The sequence below is a fragment of the Flavobacterium sp. HTF genome (genome assembly GCF_003105115.1).
Classification (GTDB): domain Bacteria; phylum Bacteroidota; class Bacteroidia; order Flavobacteriales; family Flavobacteriaceae; genus Flavobacterium.
Window position 1 is genome coordinate 153,659 of sequence record NZ_QETH01000001.1, and the last position, 17,871, is coordinate 171,529.

A 17,871-nucleotide genomic window follows, 5' to 3' on the forward strand; every position below is an offset into this window, starting at 1 on the left:
ATAAAGAAATTAAAATAAAAATTTTGTGTCTTGAGCCTTCGTTGCAAAAAAGCCAAAAAATAAAGCTTTGAGCCTTTGAGTCTTCGCTGCAAAAAGAATACTTTTGCGCCCTCGTGGCAAAACAAGAAAAAAAATGGAAAAAGTAAAAGCCAAAAAACATTTAGGACAGCATTTCCTTAAAGATGAAAGCATCGCAAAAGCAATTGCCGATACTTTGAGCTTAAAGGGATATGATGAGGTTTTAGAAATAGGACCAGGGATGGGTGTGCTCACTAAATATTTGCTTGACAAGCCAGTTAATACACACGTGATCGAGATTGATGGAGAATCGGTGGTGTATTTGGGTGAAAATTATCCAAAATTAAAAGATAAAATTATCTCTCAGGATTTCCTGAAATACAATATTAAGGAGGTTTATGAAAATAAGCAGTTCGCTATTATTGGAAATTTCCCTTATAATATTTCAACACAGATCGTTTTCAGAACTTTAGAATTCAAACATCAGATTCCTGAATTTTCAGGAATGTTTCAAAAAGAAGTTGCTGAACGCATCTGCGAGAAAAAAGGCTCAAAAGCTTACGGAATCTTATCCGTATTAGCCCAGGCTTTCTATGATACAGAGTATTTATTTACTGTTGACGAAAATGTTTTTATTCCTCCGCCCAAGGTCAAGTCGGGTGTGATGAAAATGACCCGAAAGGAAGATTATAGTCTTCCTTGTGGTGAAAAGTTATTTTTTACGGTTGTAAAAACGGCTTTTCAGCAAAGAAGAAAAACATTACGTAACAGTTTGAAAACATTAAATTTATCAGATCAATTGCGAGAAGACATTATCTTTGATAAACGTCCGGAGCAGCTTAGCGTTGACGAATTTATTGTTTTGACTCAAAAAATAGAAGCCGATGGAGTTCAAAGTTAGCAAAGAATTTATCCAGCAATTAGAGGAGCATATCGTTAAGAAAAATGACAATGAACTTGAAGTTTTACTTAATGATCTTCACCATGCCGATATCGCCGAAATCCTTGATGAATTGGATTTTGACGAAGCAACCTACATTTTTAAGGTTTTAGATAGTGATAAAACCGCAGAGATTCTTCTTGAATTGGAAGATGACCTTCGTGAAAATATCTTAAGCCGCCTTTCACCAAAAGAAATTGCAGAAGAGCTTGATGAGCTTGAGACAAACGATGCTGCCGATATTATTGCGGAACTTTCGCAGGAAATCAAAGCAGAAGTTATCTCGGAGTTAATTGACGTTGAACACGCAAAAGACATTGTCGATCTATTACGCTATGATGAAAACACAGCGGGTGGTCTGATGGGGAAAGAGCTGGTCAAAGTCAACGAAAACTGGAATGTACTTACTTGTGTAAAAGAAATGCGTATTCAGGCAGAAAACGTTTCCAGGGTACATTCTATTTATGTGGTTGATGATGAGAACCGATTAAAAGGAAGATTATCATTAAAAGATTTATTGACTTCTTCTACCAAAACACAAATTGGTGACGTTTATATCCGTAAGTTAAATTTTGTAAACGTAGATACCGAAGATGTTGAGGTAGCACGTATTATGCAAAAATATGACTTGGAAGCGATTCCGGTTGTAGATGAATTAGGCCGACTTGTTGGAAGAATTACAATTGATGATATCGTAGATGTAATCAAGGACGAAGCCGATAAGGATTACCAGTTAGCTGCGGGTATTACACAGGACATTGAAACAAATGACAGTGTTCTGGAATTAACAAAAGCACGTTTACCGTGGCTTTTGATAGGAATGGTGATCGAAATTGTCGCTTCTTTTGTTTTAAAAGACAATGAAACCGCTTTTCAGAAATATTCAACCTTAATTATTTTCGTGCCGTTGCTTTCGGCTACAGCCGGAAATATTGGAGTTCAGGCATCTGCAATTGTTGTGCAGGGTTTGGCAAACGGAACCTTGAAAGAATTCAGCAGAAGTTATTTTAGTAAAGAGCTTACTGTTTCGATGATTTCCGGAAGTATAATTTCGCTGCTTCTGCTTGGATATCACTCTCTCATGTACGGACAGTATTTAGTTGGAATAGCCATTTCGATTTCTATGATAGTGGTGATTATGTTTGCTGCAATTTTAGGAACCCTTGTACCGCTTTTTCTTCATAAAAATAAAATTGATCCTGCAATTGCGACAGGGCCGTTTATTACCACTACCAATGACGTTTTTGGAATTATGCTTTATTTTGGAGTAGCCAAAATAATTCTCGGGTTTTAGATTTTTGCCACAAATTCATTTATTATAGTGATTTAAAATCTATAAAATCTCTGTAATTTGTGACGGGAAAATATGCTGTAAATCAGCCGAAAATAAATTAAAACCAACCAAGATGAAAGTACACATTATTGGAGGAGGAAACCTTGGTGTTTCTATAGCTCTGGGAATTGCAAAGTTCTCTAAAAACAATCAGGTTACCGTTACGAGAAGAAATATTGCCAGTATTCAGTATCTGACAGAATACGGGATTACAGTATCTTCAGATAATAAACATAATATTGAGGAAGCTGATGTGGTAATTTTGACAATCAAACCTTATCAGGTAGATACCGTTTTTGCCGAAATCTTACCAGTTATCAAAAACAAAACAATTGCTTCTGCCGTAAGCGGTTTATCTTTGGATATGCTGCAAACCAAAACTAATAGCGAATATCCTGTAGTTCGCATCATGCCAAACATTGCAGCGCAGTTCGGAGAATCGGCAACTTGTATTTCTTTCCCGGAAAAGGACAGGGAAAAAGCATTACCGATTGTTGACTTATTTCAGGATTTAGGAACTGCTCCGGTAATCGATGAAAAACTGATGGATGCAGCGACAGTTTTGGGTGCCTGTGGTACTGCATATGCATTACGTTACATTCGTGCCTCTATGCAGGCCGGAATTGAAATAGGATTCGATTCTAATACAGCTTTGGCAATTGCTGCCCAAACGGTAAAAGGAGCCGCTAAAATGCTTTTGGAAGAAAAAGTACATCCGGAACAATTAATCGACCGTGTTACAACTCCACAAGGCTGTACAATTGTAGGTCTGAACGAAATGGAACATAATGGTTTCAGTTCGTCTTTAATCAAAGGAATTAAGACTTCCCTGAAACAGATTAAAGGATAGTTTTAAAGAAAATTGTAATATCTAAAATTCCAAATTCCAACTTCAAGAGTCGGTATTTGGAATTTTATTTTTTAATCAATTGAATGTATTTCCTTCCACAATCTTCAATCTTGGTGTAAGAATTCATTGCATTCCCATAATTCTGAATAGTGAGTGTATCCTGAACATAACTGGCATCAATGTCAACGGGAATTTCCATTTCTTTAGAACCCGATTCTGAAATGGAATCATTTTCCTCTTCGTCACTGATATCGCCTTCATAATAATCCCATTGGATTCCTTTTAAAACTAAATTTTTTTCTCCCGATTCTTCTGTTAGCAGAGCTATACCTTTTAAATTTTTCGATTTTGTTTTGAAAATGTAGCTATAACCACTTTTGGTTTTAATTATTTCTATAGACACTTTACATTCACTGTTATTGCCAGGTTCCGTTTGGGTTGTATAAATTCCTTCGATAGAATTTTTGCTTTTATTTGCCTGAAGAAGAACAGACTGCTCCGATTGGGTTGTTTCAATACCGGATTCGGGAATTTTATTATTACAGGCCAATACAATAAGAGAAGTAGAGATATAGAAGATTTTCTTTTGGATATTCATTTTTTTAATCCGTTTTTCGGGTTAGTAAATATTTCAGATAGACAAATCCAAAAACTGCAGCAAGCGTAGAAGCTATCAGAATTGCAATTTTTGAGAATACAATTGTTTCAGGATTCTGAAAAGCCAATATGGTTATAAAAATGGACATTGTAAAACCAATTCCGCCCAGCATTCCTGCTCCCAGAATATGGTTCCATTTCAGGCTTTTCGGTAAAGTGCAAATACCGGAATTAACTCCGATGAAAGAAAAAAGCAAAATACCGATCGGTTTTCCCAAAACCAGCCCCAAAATAATTCCAATTGTATTAGGATGACTTAAACCCGTATGCCAATCTGATTCTATTGATATGCAGGTGTTTGCAATTGCAAAAAGTGGAAGTATGAATAAAGCAACAGGTTTATGTAAGAAGTGTTGCAACTTGTACGAGGTTGATTTTTTTCCGCCATCTCCAAACGGAATAACAAAAGCTAAAATTACCCCCGTAATCGTAGCATGAACGCCGGAGTTTAGCATAAAATACCACATGGCAACTCCGCCAATTAAATACGGAATGATATTATACACTTTCTTTCGGTTCAGAATAAAAAGAAAGATCCAAATTCCTAAAGCGATAGCAAGATTTACGAAGGAGATTGAATTCGTATAAAAAACAGCGATAACAATTATAGCGCCCAGATCGTCAATTACGGCAAGTGCGGTTAAAAATATTTTTAGTGATGCAGGAACTTTATTCCCCAGCAGGGATAAGATTCCAATGGCAAAAGCAATATCCGTGGCCATTGGAATTCCTGCCCCATTTTGGGTCGCAGTTCCATAATTTAAGGCCAGAAAGATTGATGCCGGGATAAACATGCCGCCAAAAGCAGCCATTATCGGTAATGCAGCGTTTTTTATATTAGATAATTCACCATGATAAATTTCGCGTTCTAATTCTAAACCAATTAATAAAAAGAAAATGGTCATTAAACCATCGTTTATCCAGTGTGTGATGGAATGACCACCAAAATCCTTTTCCCAAAATGAAACATAAGGTATTTGAAAAGAAGAATTTGCCAGTAAAAGTGATAATATAGTCACAAACAGCAAAATGATCCCTCCGGATTTTTCATTTTCAAAAAAAGCTTTAAAAGTTTTGGTCATTTTCATTGTAGAAAGATTCTGCAGATTTAAAATGTAATGAGATTAATGCAAATACGCGGTTACCTTCAAAGTTAAAAAAAATATGCCCAATAAAAAATTTACTACATTTTGTTTGAATGTGAAGCTTATTTTCAAATTCAATAATAAAGAATAAGCTGTATTTTTGTTTCACATTTAAATGAAAAGAAATGAGCACTAAAATTTTACATATAGATAGTAATAACCCTATTCTTTGGGCACAGCTGGAAGAAGCTGGTTTTGAAAATCATGCGGATTTTAAATCTGATAAAGAAGAAATTGAAGCCAAAATTCAGGATTATAACGGAATTGTAATCCGTAGCCGTTTTAAGATTGATAAAACTTTTCTGGATAAAGCTGTCAATTTGCAATTTATTGCTAGAGTGGGAGCGGGTCTGGAAAGTATTGATTGTGAGTATGCTGAAGCGAAAGGAATCAATCTGATAGCGGCACCGGAAGGTAATCGCAACGCTGTTGCAGAACACACGCTTGGCGTAATTTTATCATTATTTAATAATCTGAACCAGGCCGACGCCGAAATAAAAGCCGGACAGTGGAACAGGGAAAGTAACCGTGGTCACGAACTGGATTTAAAAACAGTTGGGATTATTGGTTACGGAAATATGGGTAAAGCTTTTGCAAAAAAACTTCGTGGTTTTGAAACCAAGGTTTTATGTTATGATATTTTGGATAATGTCGGAGATGAAAATGCGACACAGGTATCGCTCCGGGAATTACAGGAAAAGGCAGATGTCTTAAGTTTGCATCTTCCATGGACACCCGAAACCGACAAAATGGTAAATGCCGGTTTTATAAATGCATTTTCAAAACCATTTTGGATTATAAATACTTCACGCGGTAAAAACATTGTCACAGCAGATTTAGTGGAAGCAATGAAGTCTAAAAAGATTCTTGGAGCCGGATTGGATGTTCTGGAGTATGAGAAATTATCTTTTGAAACCCTTTTTCAGGATAAAAACACTCCCGAAGCTTTTCAGTATTTACTGGAAGCTAAAAATGTTTTGCTGACTCCTCACATAGCGGGATGGACGTTTGAAAGCCATGAGCGGCTGGCTCAGGTAATTGTAGATAAAATTAAAGCACTGTATGCTTCTTCTTAACATTTGTTTTGGGTTTAAATAACGAGCATTTTCTTGTAAATATTATATTGATAATTAGTTTTATTTGTTAATTTTTAATAATATTGCTTCGAAATTTTTTAAAGAATAAATCTAAATAAGATAATTTTTTGAGAAGAAGGAGTAACCGAAAATCCGAAAGAGTAGGAATAAACTAACTAATTTATTATTATGATTGAATGGTACAAAAAGGTGGTTTTTGAAAACTATGCAAACTTTAAAGGTCGTGCAAGAAGAAGTGAATATTGGTATTTTGCACTTGCGAATGCATTAATTTCTATTTTATTAGTTGTAATAGGAGCTGTAGTAGGAGGAATTTTTGGAGATGCTCTTACCGGAGGAATTATCGGATATGTTCTTTTTGGTCTTTATACTCTGGCGACTATTCTTCCTGGCTTAGGTGTAGTAGTGAGAAGACTTCATGATGTTGGAAAAAGCGGTTGGTTTTATCTAGTTGCTTTTATTCCGTTTGTTGGAGGAATCTGGATATTAATCTTATTCTGTACAGAAGGTAACCGTGGCCCAAATCAATATGGTCCGGATCCTAAAAATGAAATAGAAGAGATTAACGAAATTGGAAAAGTTGAATTACAATAAATAATATATAAACTATGGAAACTACAAAACCAGAATCGTGGAATACTCCACAAGCACCAAGAGAAGAAAATAAAAAAGTTGTTGCAGGAATTCTTGCTATTTTATTAGGAGGACTTGGAGTGCATAAATTTATCTTAGGATACACACAAGAAGGAATTATTCAGCTTGTAATCAGCATTGTTAGCTGTGGGGCAATTGGAGGAATTATTGGACTTATCGAAGGTATTATATACCTGACAAAAACAGACGAAGAGTTTTACCAGACTTACCAGGTTGGTAAGAAAGGCTGGTTCTAAATAACAGAAAATCCCATTCGAAAAGAATGGGATTTCTTTTTAAGGATAATTCCAAACTTGGATAATTTAAAAATATAGAAATCAATTATGATTGAATGGTATAAAAAAGTAGTTTTTGAGAACTATGCAAATTTTAATGGCAGAGCCAGAAGAAGTGAATACTGGTATTTTATACTGGCGCAAATTTTAATTTTCCTGATTATTATAGGACTGGGAATATCTCTGGGAAGCTTTTTCGATAATGCAGATGATGCTTTTTTTGTAGCATTTGGATTTTGTGGTCTTTACTTTCTGGCTATTTTAATACCCTATTTAGCATTAGTTGTAAGAAGATTACATGATATTGGAAAAAGCGGATGGTTTTATTTTATTCGTTTTGTACCGTTTATTGGCGGAATATGGATACTGGTTTTAATGTGTACTGAAGGGAATTTTGGTTTAAATAATTATGGACCAGATCCAAAAGATACGTTTGATGAAATGGAAGAAATTGGGAAAGAAGCAATTTAATCACGACAGACAAATGTCTTTTCCTGTTATAAAAATAACTTTTACGAGTGTGGTTATGTTTTTAAACATATAATCTTGCGCTCTAATTTTAAAAAAAAAATATTATGTTAGAAACGTACAAAAAGGTAGTTTTAGAGAATTATGCTAATTTTAATGGCAGAGCCAGAAGAAAGGAATATTGGATGTTTTTCTTAGCAAATGTTATCATCTCAATTGTACTGGGTATAGTAGATGGTATTGCAGGTTTAACTTTTGGACCGTCAAAAACAGGGATATTAGGACTAATATACAACATGGCAGTTTTAATTCCTTCTATTGCAGTTGCTGTAAGAAGAATGCATGATGTTGGAAAAAGTGGCTGGTTTGTTCTTATTCCTGTATACAATTTAATATTAGCATGTACTGAAGGAGAAAAAGGGCCAAATGAATACGGTGCAGATCCTAAAAATCAACTTGAAGAAATCAATCAGATTGGACAAGAATAAAGATCATTCTTTAAAAAAAATTGTAATAAAAAACCCGTTTCATTCGAAACGGGTTTTTGTTTTTATGTTAAGCTTGCCTAATCTTCTTTTTCAGATAATTTGCGCTCTAATTCTATTTGAAATTCCTCTATTACAGGTTTCATAGTGCTTTCGGGAATATCAGCGATTCTGATGTACATTAAGCCGTCTATGGCGTTATTAAATAACGGGTCAACGTTAAAAGCTACCACTCTTGCATTTTGTTTGATATACTTCTTAATTAAAACAGGCAAACGTAAATTTCCAGGCTCTAACTCATCAATGATTTTGTCGAATTTATTTAAGTCAGATTCAGCCTCATCAAAGATAAAATCCTTATCAGCATCTTTCAGTTTTACTTTATAGGCTTTCTTTGGATGGATGTATTGTGCAATGTACGGGTCATAATAATTGGATTTCATAAACTCAATCATTAATGATTTAGAGAAATCAGAAAACTGATTGCTTATACTTACACCACCTAATAAATATTTGTGTTCCGGGTAACGTAACGTTGTATGGATAATACCTTTCCATAACAGGAATAAAGGCATTGGTTTTTGCTGATAATCCCTGATAATGAAAGCACGTCCCATTTCGATGGATTTGTGCATCATATCATGCAATTCCGGTTCAAACCTGAAAAGGTCATTCAGATAAAAACCTTCAATTCCGTATTTTGGGTAAATTTCAGAACCTAACCCCATGCGGTAAGCACCGGCGATTTTTTTTGTATCATCATCCCATAAAAACATATGGTGATAATATTGGTCAAATTTATCAATGTCGATAGATTCGTTGGTTCCTTCACCGACTTCGCGGAAAGTAATTTCACGTAAACGGCCAATTTCATGAAGGACATTCGGAATTTCTTTTGCTCTGGCAAAAAAGACTTCATAGTTTTTACTTTGCAATAAGCGGCAATCGCTGTTTCTCAAAGCATTAACTTCATCAATCATTTTTAATTCGTTCGCAGGCGTAACGATTTTTTTAGGCGCTTTCGGAATTTTAAGACTGGCAGTATCAATCAGTTTGGTGTCCTTTTCAAAAGGATTTGCCAGCATATAAGTTTTCTTTCTTAAGAATTCTGAATATTCTTCGAAAGATTCAATTTCGTTTTGCTCATTGACAGAAATTGGTTTACCAATACGAACTTTAATTACACGATCTTTTTGCGTAAGCAATTCAGATGGCAGTTTTGCTGTACGCAGAGTGTCATCAATTTTAGAAAGCCAGTAAAATAATCGGCTGTTTTTTGCGTGAAAATAAATCGGTACAACCGGAACTTTTGCTTTCCTGATTAGTTTCAGGGCACCTTCTTCCCATGGTTTGTCAACTACTAATTTTCCGTCTTTATAAGTCGAAACTTCACCGGCAGGAAAAATCCCTAAAGGTTTACCATCACTCAAATGGCGTAAAGTTTCCTTAATCCCGACTACACTTGATTTTGCATCCTTATGATTTTCAAAAGGATTGACAGGCATAATGTATTTTTTTAGCGGAACAATTCGGTGCAGTAAAAAATTGGCGATAATTTTGAAATTAGGTTCTCTTTCAAGCATTAATTTCAATAATAAAATGCCATCAATTCCTCCAAGCGGATGGTTTGAGATGGTAATATAGGCGCCATCTTTTGGTAAGCGTTTTAAATCTTCTTCAGGAATTTCGAATTTAATTTCCATTTCATCCAAAATTCCGTTTAAAAATGCAACGTCCTCTAAATGTTTATTATGGTCATAAATCTTGTTCAGGGTAGATATCTTAAGAACCTTCATAAGCATCCAGCCCGAAAAAGTACCCAGTACTCCGTACTTGTCAACATTTATTGCCTTTGCAACTTCTTTCGCGGTAACTAAACCCATGTACTATTTTTAATTTATTAGAGCAGCGAACAAAGATAACAAAAAACTCTACTTTTTGTAGTTTCAAACATAAACTTTCCACTTTTTTATTACATTTGAAATCCTAAAAAAAAAACTGTAATGAAAATCATTTCTTATAATGTAAACGGAATCAGAGCCGCAATTTCAAAAGGATTTATCGAATGGTTAAGACATTCAAACCCGGATGTTATTTGTCTTCAGGAAATAAAAGCCACTCAGGAGCAAATTCCGACAGATGCAATTACTGATGCCGGATACCCTTATCAATATTATTATCCTGCTACAAAAAAAGGATATAGCGGAGTTGCTATATTATCCAAAATAAAACCAAACAATGTTGTTTACGGAACCGGAATTCAACACATGGATTTTGAAGGCCGCAACCTTCGTGCTGATTTCGATGATTGTTCGGTAATGAGCCTGTATCTTCCGTCAGGAACTAATATCGAAAGACTGGATCATAAATTTATGTTTATGGATGATTTTCAGTTGTATATAAACGAGCTCAAACTTACAATCCCGAATCTGATCATTTGCGGAGATTACAACATTTGCCACGAAGCTATAGATATTCATGACCCTGTTCGTAACAAAACTGTTTCAGGATTTTTGCCGCAGGAACGTGCGTGGCTGGATGCTTTTATGAAATCTGGTTTTATTGACAGCTTCCGTCATTTCAATAAAGACCCTCATCATTATTCGTGGTGGAGTTACAGGGCGGGAGCCCGCGGAAATAATAAGGGATGGCGTATTGATTATAACCTGGTAAGCAATTCTATGCAGCACAGATTAAAGCGTGCCGTTATTTTGCCGGACGCAGTACATTCTGACCATTGTCCGGTTTTGGTTGAGATTGAATAATTTTGGTATTGTTATTGTTGAAAGAAAAACAGTTTTGAATTCGATCAATCATTAAAACGAAAGAGGAATTCGAACCTTAAAATATATTAACGCCCCAATAAAAACAACTAATAAAATGATTAAAAAAGCCTCAATTGGATTGCTGGTAGTTGCCCTCTCTGCAACTTCCTGTGTTTCTAAAAAGATTTACAACGATCTTGAATCAAAATATTCAGATCTGAAAAAAGAAAACCGCTCTATCGCTGATGAAAATGCCGACTTAAAAACGGCTAAAAATCAATTGGAACTGGATCGTGATAAGTTAACAAAAGATCTTGCCAGTACGAAAGATGATCTTGCCAGACAAAAAGCAGATCTTGCAGCGGAACAAAAAAAATACAAAGTACTTCAGGATTCATACAACGCTCTTGAGAAAAACAGCAATGATGCGCTTGAAAGTAATATGGCTAAAAACCGTGAATTACTGGCACAATTAGAAGCAAAATCTAAGAAATTAGCTGATGAACAGGCGCGCTTGGATAAAACGGCAAATCGTCTGAAAGAACTTGAAGATATGATTGCCGCAAAAGAAGCTGCAATGAAAAAATTAAAAGAAACTTTATCTAAAGCATTAAATGGTTTTGAAGGTAAAGGTCTTACTGTAGAACAGAAAAATGGGAAAGTTTATGTTTCGATGGAAAACAAACTGCTTTTCAACTCAGGAAGCTGGGCTGTTGGTACAGAAGGAAGAAGAGCTGTTGTAGAACTTGGAAAAGTTTTGGGTGATAATCCGGATCTTTCTGTTCTTATTGAAGGACATACAGACGATGATCCGTACGCAGGTTCAGGACCAATCGCAAATAACTGGGATTTATCTACAAAAAGAGCAACCGCTATTGTAGCAATTTTAAGTGAAAATAATAAAATCAATAAGCAAAAATTAACGGCTGCCGGACGTAGTGAATTTTCTCCTTTGGCCAGCAATGCAACTCCGGAAGGAAAAGCTAAAAACCGTAGAATCGAAATCATCTTAACTCCTAGATTAGATGAAATCGCTGAAATGCTTAATAGTATTAATTAAGGGACTAAGGTACTGAGTTGCTGAGATTCTAAGGTTTTGAGATTCTAAGATTTATAAAAAAGGTTCAAAGTAAAACTTTGAACCTTTTTTTTGTCCTGCAAGGTTTTCAAAACCTTGTAGGTTTAGTTGCTTCAGAAAAAATAATCTATATCTGCAAGGTTTTGGAAACTTGCTGGAGAGATAAATCACCATAAATTTAGCTTACTATCTTAGCACCTCAAAAAAACCTTGTAGTTTTTTTAACTTTTGTCAAATTCTGAATTGAAAAATCACTTTGTACCTTTGGAAAGTTATTATTAAAAAGAAGGTAAACTTAGAACCTTAGAATCTCAGCAACTCAGAACCTTAGTAAATGAAATACACTACATTACCCAATACCGATATAAAAGTTAGTAAAATCAACCTTGGAACGATGACTTTCGGTCAGCAAAATACAGAAGCCGAGGGGCATGCCCAGATGGATTATGCCCTCGAAAGAGGGATTAACTTCTTTGATACTGCCGAAATGTATTCGGTTCCGGCACGTCAGGAAACTTATGGAAGTACAGAAAAAATTATCGGAACCTGGTTTAAAAAATCAGGAAATCGAGATAAAGTGGTTTTAGCATCTAAAATCGCAGGTCCGAACGCGAATTTTGGTTATATGCGTGAAAAATTGGATTTTTCTCCCGTAAGTATTAAGTATGCGGTTGAAAACAGCTTAAAACGCCTTCAAACCGATTATATCGATTTGTACCAAATGCACTGGCCGGAACGCAAAACCAATTATTTTGGTCAGCGTGGTTTCAATGGTCATGATGATGTCTGGGAAGACAGCTTTAGAGAAACATTAGAAACATTTGATGTATTGATCAAAGAAGGAAAAATAAAACATATTGGGGTTTCAAATGAAAATGCCTGGGGAATGATGCGTCTTTTAGAAGAAAGCAAATATCAAAACCTTCCAAGAATCAAAACCGTTCAAAATCCGTATAATTTATTGAACCGACTTTTTGAAGTGGGCTCTGCTGAAGTTTCAAAATATGAGAATGTTGGTTTACTGGCTTATTCACCTTTAGCATTCGGAGTTTTAACGGGTAAATTTTTAACTGGCGAAGCACATCCAAATGCGAGAGTTAATCTTTTTCCACAATATACTCGTTATAAAAGCGAACAATGCACGCAGGCAACAAAATTGTATCAGGAAATTGCTAAAAAACATGGATTAACATTGACGGAGCTGGCAATGGGATTCGTTTTACAACAGCCATTTTTGACAAGTGCCATTATTGGAGCAACAACAATGGATCAGTTAAAAGAAAATATCGCCACAATTGATGTGGTTTTATCAAAAGAAATTATAGCCGAAATCAATCATGTTCAGGCAATTATTCCAGATCCTGCGCCGTAATCCGAATGTCAGCCTGAGCGATCCCGAGGCTTTGGGAGAAGGCCTTTTATAAATACGAATTCCATAAATTTTCACGGATTGATCTGTGTTAATTTGTGGAATTCGTGTTTAAAATGTTATCTGTTTATAAGTTCAAAATCTGGTCTTTTGGGTATTTCACTCTGTAACTAATTCTGAATTTCTTGTTTTCATTAGGTTTCAACTGCAATTGCCAGGTCAGGATTCCGGTTTCGGTATTTATTTTAGCACCGTCACTTTGCAGTAATTCTACTTCAATTTCTTTATTGGTGCTGAGCGGATATTGGTCTTTCAATAACAATTCGACTGCTTCTTTTTTATTGTTTCTTACTGTAATATCAAAAGTAAAAGTCTGTTCTTTTTTGGCAGATAAAAATTTAGTTCCCGATTTATCAGCGACTTTTTCACGTTTGATCGATACTTTTTTATCTCGTCCCATGCTCAGGTTTAAAGTATCTCCGGTTTGGTTCGGCTCGATAAAAGTTTTACCAACATACATGCCTTCAAAAATGATATTAGCTTCGCCTCTCAGTAAATTGTATTTGCTGTAATCGGCAATTTCTGCAAGCAGAAAAGCTTCATTTTCGACTTTTGGAACCGAATAATATTTATATGAAGCCGGCAGTTTTATTTCTTTTAAAGAAACACTGTGTATTTTTCCATTCGATAAAATATCATACGGAATATCAATATCAAAAGAAATATTAAGCTGATTTTCTGCTACAGTTGTATAATTAGAAACGGATGATTCTTCCATTATCGGAGCCGCCATTTCCATAGATTGATCCGCCATTTTTACTTTTGCAAGACTTCCCTGTATCTGATTTCTTTTCTTCGTCGTTCCATAACCAGTAACAACAACTTCATCATTATATACCTGATTGGCCAGAAACCATGAACTCAATATTGGCGCCTGATTGTTTTGATTTGGAATGCCGCTTGACAAAGTTAGTTTTACTTTTTTCCAGTCGATTCCGGTGTTTTGGGCTACCTGAGCTTTATACATCATATTAATCGGCGAAGTAACGCTTTCGGCGCGTAAATCATAAAAAGGTGTCCAGCCTGCATTATTGGTCAAATACGAAATGTCAAACGGAATAATTCCGGCCGTCTGGTTCATTACCTGCAAAACAAGTTTTCCTGACGATGTTTTTTCTTCTTTATTCGCATTGACTTCAAGTTTGTTATTGAGTTTTCGTAATGTTTCATTCAGTTTTTGTTGTTTCTCAGTAAGTGTGTTGATGTTGTTGGCAATTTCAATTTGCTTGTTTTTATAATACTCCACCATTTTCATTAACTCGGTTACGTTCAAACCAGAATTTATGCCTGAAATCTGTTGGTTTTTATCTAGAAGCTGAATCGTTTTGTTTTCCGAATTAATCGTATTATTCACTTTCTGAATTTCCTTCTGAACCAAAACAATACTGTCACGCACTATTTTAAGTGCCGGTGATTTAGCATCCGTTTCATATTCAGAAATATAATTATTGGTAAACTGAACCGAAAGGACAGTTACACTCGCAGGTGCTCCAATCTGTATTGAACTTTCATTTAAATTTACCGCCACATTTTTGATTACAATCTCGCTTGCACCGGCAGGTATTGTTGCGCTTGCAGTTTGAGATAATTCGGCGGCATTAAAATATACGGTTGCGGCTTTTACTTTGGCAGTTGTAAAAATGGGTTTTTGCGCAAAAGCAAAAGTGACCATTAAGAGTAAAAGTGCTGTGGCTTGTTTTTTAGTCATCGGTTTATATTTAATTATTTTTTTTGAAAGACAGAGATTACAAATATCAAAAGATGAATTGATTTAATAATACATTACAAGGATTATTTTCTTTTTAGAATTGTCAATTGTTTTCTCCAGTACGGCAAAAAACTTCTCATTCACCATCGGGCATCCCAGACTGTTGCAAATCGGGTATGATTGTTCTTCAAAAGGAACGTCAATATATTTATGAAGCACTACATTTCTGTCAAATGCATTACTGTTGGTTTTGTCTAAACCGTAAAGCTTATAAGCTTTCCCGAATCTTCCCGAATAAGAACCGCCAATGGCATATTTTCCTAATGAACTGCAATTGGAATTTTTGGTATTGCTGAATTGAAGTTGTCCCGGAATTCCTGTTTCAGAACCGGAGCCGTGACCCACTAATCCTTTACTGACTAATTTGCTGTTTTTTAAATCGTAAATAAAAAACCGATTTCTTCCTGATTCTATTTTCATATCTAAAAAGAAAGCAATATCTGAATTGTATTTAGGCGTTTTCCCCAAAAAACTCCTGATTTCAGTAATCTCACTTTTTAATTTCTCTTCATAAGAATAAACCGGTTTTGAATTTATAATTTTTGATGGCTTTTCGTTGTCATTTCTGCAAGCCAGAAGCACACAGGAAAAGCCAGTCAAAAGCAAGATGAAAATGCTCTTTTTCATTTTTAAAAGATTGAATTTCGACATCATTTATTTCTCAACCGTATACCCTTTCACTTTTGCAAAAGCTACAATCGAGGTATTAATCGTATTGCCCAAATCATCTTGTTTTTTCGTTTTTTTAGATTCAGTGTCAATAAATTGCTGGCGTTTTTTGGCCAGGACACTAATTTCTTTCTGAATGGTTTCTCTTTCTTTTGTTTTTTCAGTCACTATTTGCTGAAGTTCTGCGGTCGATTTATTCTGAAGTTCCACTGGGAGTTCTTCTTTTTTTAGTTTTGAAATCGCTCCTGCATCATCTTTTACTTTGTCAACCAGATCCCAGCTTTCATTTTTATAAACCGCTTTTGATTTGCTCACGGCGCGGTCCGTATAATTGGCAGCCGAAACTTTTTTGGCATTTTGGTCCTGCGTTACCTGATTCATTTTTTTTGCTGCTCCTTTTGCTCCGTAATTGATATACGTTTTGTTTATTTTTTCATCACATTTTGAGATTTCCTCATCATAAGGTGTTGCAATATATTCTACAGCCTGATTGGCATCAATGTTAAAATATTTGCCTTTTCCGTAATCGGCACCATCTTTCCATAAAATACTGATGCCTTCCTTTTTATCCCCGCAAAAAATAGTATTCACATAAATATCATTTTTCAGGGCATTGCTGATGGCTTCTTTGTAGTTCACACCACCCTGATTAAATTCTTCATTTCCGGCAATATAAATCAGTTTCATGTTATTGCTTTCTTTTGCCCATTGTAACTGTTTTGTCGCATCCTGAATGACAGCACCGCAGTATTCATTTCCGCCGTTGGTTCTGAGTGCAAACAATTTTTCTGAAATCAGATCTAAATCGGTCGAAAGAGGAGTTATTTGTCGGATATAATTTGATTTTTGCGATAAGCCGTCATTGCCATATTCGTATAAGGCAATTTCGATATCCGGTGTTTTTCCATCGTATTTTAAAGTTGTCAAAGTATTCACGATATTCCACAATCTTGATTTCGCCTGATCGATTAATCCGTCCATACTGCTTGATGTGTCCAGCAAAAGAGCCACCTGTATTTTAGTGTTTTCTGCAGGTTTTTCGATTTTAGTTCTGTATTTTGAATTTGCTTCTGAAGAATTAAAGCCCAAAGAAATTACTGCAGTAAAAAGCGCTGTGATAAAAAGATTTGATTTCATAATTTTAGTTTTAATTGGATGATTACAGACCAAACTTAAAAACTTAAAAAGCACGTTTTCCGGACAAATGGTGAAACAGCATTTTGACTTGGTGAAATATTATCGCCTGATTAATAGTTTTGTCTGGAAGTATTCATATTAAGTGTTTTTAAATCACCATTTGGTGTAACCAGAATAAGCTCTTTATCTGTTTTTACCTGTTTCTTTTCTTTGTTGATTACTATTTTAATTTCATATTGAATCTGAATAACAGGTTCTAATACAGCAGGGTTAATTACAAAATCAAACTCTTTGTTTAATACCGGCTGGTAATAAAGTGTCACAGATTTGTTAACCTGATTGATGTTTGCTGCCCTTTTTAAGTTTAAGGAAGAACTGTTATAAGCTTCATATGATTTGTGCATTTCAACAGGTACATTTACCATATAACCATCGGCGATTCTTTTTTCAGCATTTGCAAATGTTTCTCCAAGCAGTTCCTGATAGTTTTTTATTTTTTCCTGCACCATAAGTTTAGCTTTGTTCGCCATTTCTTTCTTAACTGTTTCTAACGTATTCGAGAAATAATCAACCAGTACCAGATCATAGATTTCATTATTGGATAAAATTGAAATAAACTCGTTCAGCTGACTGGGATCGGAGTATTTTATATGAATGTTTTTCTTTACTTCAAATCCTGCAGGCACTTCATTATACGTTTTGCGATTAAAAACTTTTTTCTCAGTTTCATACTCATAAACAGGAACAAATGAAATCATGTCAACAAAGGTTTCAACACCTTTTTTAAGTTTAATTTCATTCAGAGACTGCATAATTCTCTGATCAATTAATTCATTAACTTCCTTCGTTGTTTTGCCGGTTTGGGTTGTGCTGAAAATGGCTGTGTAAGCATCTGCCTTAACGTTTGCAAGGCCTTTTACACTTACAACAATATCAGTATTTTGAGGAAAATCAATGTTTATAGTTTGGTTCGGATAATGCTGCTGATTCTGATAATTGATATTTCCCGAAGCTTGTCCGATTACAAATGAAGAGAATAATAATGCTAAAAAGGTAAAGGATAGTTTTTTCATGATTATGGTTTTTAAGAATTATGGATCAAA

At 35.1% G+C, this 17,871-nt stretch carries 18 protein-coding genes; 11 read left to right on the plus strand and 7 right to left on the minus strand.

Annotated features, from left to right (window positions below):
• The first annotated feature begins 133 nt into the window (after window positions 1-133).
• The 3 genes from rsmA (at window position 134) to proC (ending at window position 3,141) form a co-directional block, all read left to right on the plus strand.
• On the plus strand, window positions 134-919 hold the full coding sequence (gene rsmA, locus DCO46_RS00650; RefSeq protein WP_116750663.1) for a 16S rRNA (adenine(1518)-N(6)/adenine(1519)-N(6))-dimethyltransferase RsmA: 786 nt from the start codon (window positions 134-136) through the stop codon (window positions 917-919).
• A complete protein-coding gene (gene mgtE / locus DCO46_RS00655) occupies window positions 903-2,252 on the plus strand; it encodes a magnesium transporter (RefSeq protein WP_116750664.1) in 1,350 nt (449 codons plus the stop codon). Before rsmA ends, mgtE begins: the two co-directional genes overlap by 17 nt.
• Before the next feature lie 112 nt (window positions 2,253-2,364).
• Complete coding sequence (gene proC / locus DCO46_RS00660; protein WP_116750665.1) at window positions 2,365-3,141, plus strand: pyrroline-5-carboxylate reductase; 777 nt, start codon at window positions 2,365-2,367, stop codon at window positions 3,139-3,141.
• Window positions 3,142-3,205: 64 nt separating this feature from the next.
• Here proC and DCO46_RS00665 read toward each other — a convergent pair whose 3' ends face one another.
• A complete protein-coding gene (locus tag DCO46_RS00665) occupies window positions 3,206-3,739 on the minus strand; it encodes a hypothetical protein (RefSeq protein ID WP_116750666.1) in 534 nt (177 codons plus the stop codon).
• A gap of 4 nt (window positions 3,740-3,743) precedes the next feature.
• Window positions 3,744-4,886, minus strand: coding sequence for a Na+/H+ antiporter NhaA (gene nhaA / locus DCO46_RS00670; protein ID WP_116750667.1), 1,143 nt, complete (start codon window positions 4,884-4,886; stop codon window positions 3,744-3,746).
• Between the two features lie 182 nt (window positions 4,887-5,068).
• Here nhaA and DCO46_RS00675 point away from each other — a divergent pair, with 182 nt between their 5' ends.
• From DCO46_RS00675 to DCO46_RS00695, 5 genes are all read left to right on the plus strand, one after another.
• On the plus strand, window positions 5,069-6,019 hold the full coding sequence (locus DCO46_RS00675; RefSeq protein WP_116750668.1) for a 2-hydroxyacid dehydrogenase: 951 nt from the start codon (window positions 5,069-5,071) through the stop codon (window positions 6,017-6,019).
• Between the two features lie 189 nt (window positions 6,020-6,208).
• On the plus strand, window positions 6,209-6,634 hold the full coding sequence (locus DCO46_RS00680; RefSeq protein ID WP_116750669.1) for a DUF805 domain-containing protein: 426 nt from the start codon (window positions 6,209-6,211) through the stop codon (window positions 6,632-6,634).
• A gap of 14 nt (window positions 6,635-6,648) precedes the next feature.
• On the plus strand, window positions 6,649-6,930 hold the full coding sequence (locus DCO46_RS00685) for a TM2 domain-containing protein (protein WP_116750670.1): 282 nt from the start codon (window positions 6,649-6,651) through the stop codon (window positions 6,928-6,930).
• Between the two features lie 87 nt (window positions 6,931-7,017).
• On the plus strand, window positions 7,018-7,440 hold the full coding sequence (locus DCO46_RS00690; protein ID WP_116750671.1) for a DUF805 domain-containing protein: 423 nt from the start codon (window positions 7,018-7,020) through the stop codon (window positions 7,438-7,440).
• A 104-nt stretch (window positions 7,441-7,544) separates the two neighbouring features.
• Window positions 7,545-7,925: a DUF805 domain-containing protein gene (locus DCO46_RS00695; protein WP_116750672.1), complete on the plus strand. Its 381-nt coding sequence runs from the start codon at window positions 7,545-7,547 to the stop codon at window positions 7,923-7,925.
• Window positions 7,926-8,002: 77 nt separating this feature from the next.
• Here DCO46_RS00695 and DCO46_RS00700 read toward each other — a convergent pair whose 3' ends face one another.
• Entirely contained in the window at window positions 8,003-9,805 is a 1,803-nt protein-coding gene (locus DCO46_RS00700) for a GNAT family N-acyltransferase (RefSeq protein WP_116750673.1), read from the minus strand.
• A 120-nt stretch (window positions 9,806-9,925) separates the two neighbouring features.
• Between DCO46_RS00700 and DCO46_RS00705 the strand changes: the two genes are divergently transcribed.
• The 3 genes from DCO46_RS00705 (at window position 9,926) to DCO46_RS00715 (ending at window position 13,137) form a co-directional block, all read left to right on the plus strand.
• On the plus strand, window positions 9,926-10,687 hold the full coding sequence (locus DCO46_RS00705) for an exodeoxyribonuclease III (protein WP_116750674.1): 762 nt from the start codon (window positions 9,926-9,928) through the stop codon (window positions 10,685-10,687).
• A 115-nt stretch (window positions 10,688-10,802) separates the two neighbouring features.
• The gene (locus tag DCO46_RS00710) at window positions 10,803-11,747 is read left to right on the plus strand and encodes a flagellar motor protein MotB (RefSeq protein ID WP_116750675.1); all 945 of its coding nucleotides are present in this window, start codon (window positions 10,803-10,805) and stop codon (window positions 11,745-11,747) included.
• 352 nt (window positions 11,748-12,099) lie between these two features.
• The gene (locus DCO46_RS00715; RefSeq protein ID WP_116750676.1) at window positions 12,100-13,137 is read left to right on the plus strand and encodes an aldo/keto reductase; all 1,038 of its coding nucleotides are present in this window, start codon (window positions 12,100-12,102) and stop codon (window positions 13,135-13,137) included.
• A gap of 124 nt (window positions 13,138-13,261) precedes the next feature.
• On the opposite strand, the gene DCO46_RS00720 is transcribed toward DCO46_RS00715, so the two are convergent.
• From DCO46_RS00720 to DCO46_RS00735, 4 genes are all read right to left on the minus strand, one after another.
• A complete protein-coding gene (locus tag DCO46_RS00720) occupies window positions 13,262-14,902 on the minus strand; it encodes a DUF4139 domain-containing protein (RefSeq protein ID WP_116750677.1) in 1,641 nt (546 codons plus the stop codon).
• A gap of 63 nt (window positions 14,903-14,965) precedes the next feature.
• Window positions 14,966-15,589, minus strand: coding sequence for a murein L,D-transpeptidase catalytic domain-containing protein (locus DCO46_RS00725; protein ID WP_116750694.1), 624 nt, complete (start codon window positions 15,587-15,589; stop codon window positions 14,966-14,968).
• 27 nt (window positions 15,590-15,616) lie between these two features.
• Window positions 15,617-16,768: a vWA domain-containing protein gene (locus tag DCO46_RS00730; RefSeq protein WP_116750678.1), complete on the minus strand. Its 1,152-nt coding sequence runs from the start codon at window positions 16,766-16,768 to the stop codon at window positions 15,617-15,619.
• Between the two features lie 110 nt (window positions 16,769-16,878).
• Window positions 16,879-17,841: an SIMPL domain-containing protein gene (locus DCO46_RS00735; protein ID WP_116750679.1), complete on the minus strand. Its 963-nt coding sequence runs from the start codon at window positions 17,839-17,841 to the stop codon at window positions 16,879-16,881.
• Window positions 17,842-17,871: the final 30 nt, after the last annotated feature.

Excerpts from the sequence above, each read along its gene's own strand:
- DCO46_RS00675 (WP_116750668.1), top strand. The coding sequence starts at position 5,069 with ATGAGCACTAAAATTTTACATATAGATAGTAATAACCCTATTCTTTGG.
- DCO46_RS00700 (WP_116750673.1), bottom strand. The coding sequence starts at position 9,805 with ATGGGTTTAGTTACCGCGAAAGAAGTTGCAAAGGCAATAAATGTTGAC.
- DCO46_RS00665 (WP_116750666.1), bottom strand. The coding sequence starts at position 3,739 with ATGAATATCCAAAAGAAAATCTTCTATATCTCTACTTCTCTTATTGTA.
- nhaA (WP_116750667.1), bottom strand. The coding sequence starts at position 4,886 with ATGAAAATGACCAAAACTTTTAAAGCTTTTTTTGAAAATGAAAAATCC.
- DCO46_RS00705 (WP_116750674.1), top strand. The coding sequence starts at position 9,926 with ATGAAAATCATTTCTTATAATGTAAACGGAATCAGAGCCGCAATTTCA.
- DCO46_RS00720 (WP_116750677.1), bottom strand. The coding sequence starts at position 14,902 with ATGACTAAAAAACAAGCCACAGCACTTTTACTCTTAATGGTCACTTTT.
- mgtE (WP_116750664.1), top strand. The coding sequence starts at position 903 with ATGGAGTTCAAAGTTAGCAAAGAATTTATCCAGCAATTAGAGGAGCAT.
- DCO46_RS00735 (WP_116750679.1), bottom strand. The coding sequence starts at position 17,841 with ATGAAAAAACTATCCTTTACCTTTTTAGCATTATTATTCTCTTCATTT.
- DCO46_RS00695 (WP_116750672.1), top strand. The coding sequence starts at position 7,545 with ATGTTAGAAACGTACAAAAAGGTAGTTTTAGAGAATTATGCTAATTTT.
- DCO46_RS00690 (WP_116750671.1), top strand. The coding sequence starts at position 7,018 with ATGATTGAATGGTATAAAAAAGTAGTTTTTGAGAACTATGCAAATTTT.
- DCO46_RS00710 (WP_116750675.1), top strand. The coding sequence starts at position 10,803 with ATGATTAAAAAAGCCTCAATTGGATTGCTGGTAGTTGCCCTCTCTGCA.
- DCO46_RS00685 (WP_116750670.1), top strand. The coding sequence starts at position 6,649 with ATGGAAACTACAAAACCAGAATCGTGGAATACTCCACAAGCACCAAGA.
- DCO46_RS00730 (WP_116750678.1), bottom strand. The coding sequence starts at position 16,768 with ATGAAATCAAATCTTTTTATCACAGCGCTTTTTACTGCAGTAATTTCT.
- proC (WP_116750665.1), top strand. The coding sequence starts at position 2,365 with ATGAAAGTACACATTATTGGAGGAGGAAACCTTGGTGTTTCTATAGCT.
- DCO46_RS00680 (WP_116750669.1), top strand. The coding sequence starts at position 6,209 with ATGATTGAATGGTACAAAAAGGTGGTTTTTGAAAACTATGCAAACTTT.
- DCO46_RS00715 (WP_116750676.1), top strand. The coding sequence starts at position 12,100 with ATGAAATACACTACATTACCCAATACCGATATAAAAGTTAGTAAAATC.
- rsmA (WP_116750663.1), top strand. The coding sequence starts at position 134 with ATGGAAAAAGTAAAAGCCAAAAAACATTTAGGACAGCATTTCCTTAAA.
- DCO46_RS00725 (WP_116750694.1), bottom strand. The coding sequence starts at position 15,589 with ATGAAAAAGAGCATTTTCATCTTGCTTTTGACTGGCTTTTCCTGTGTG.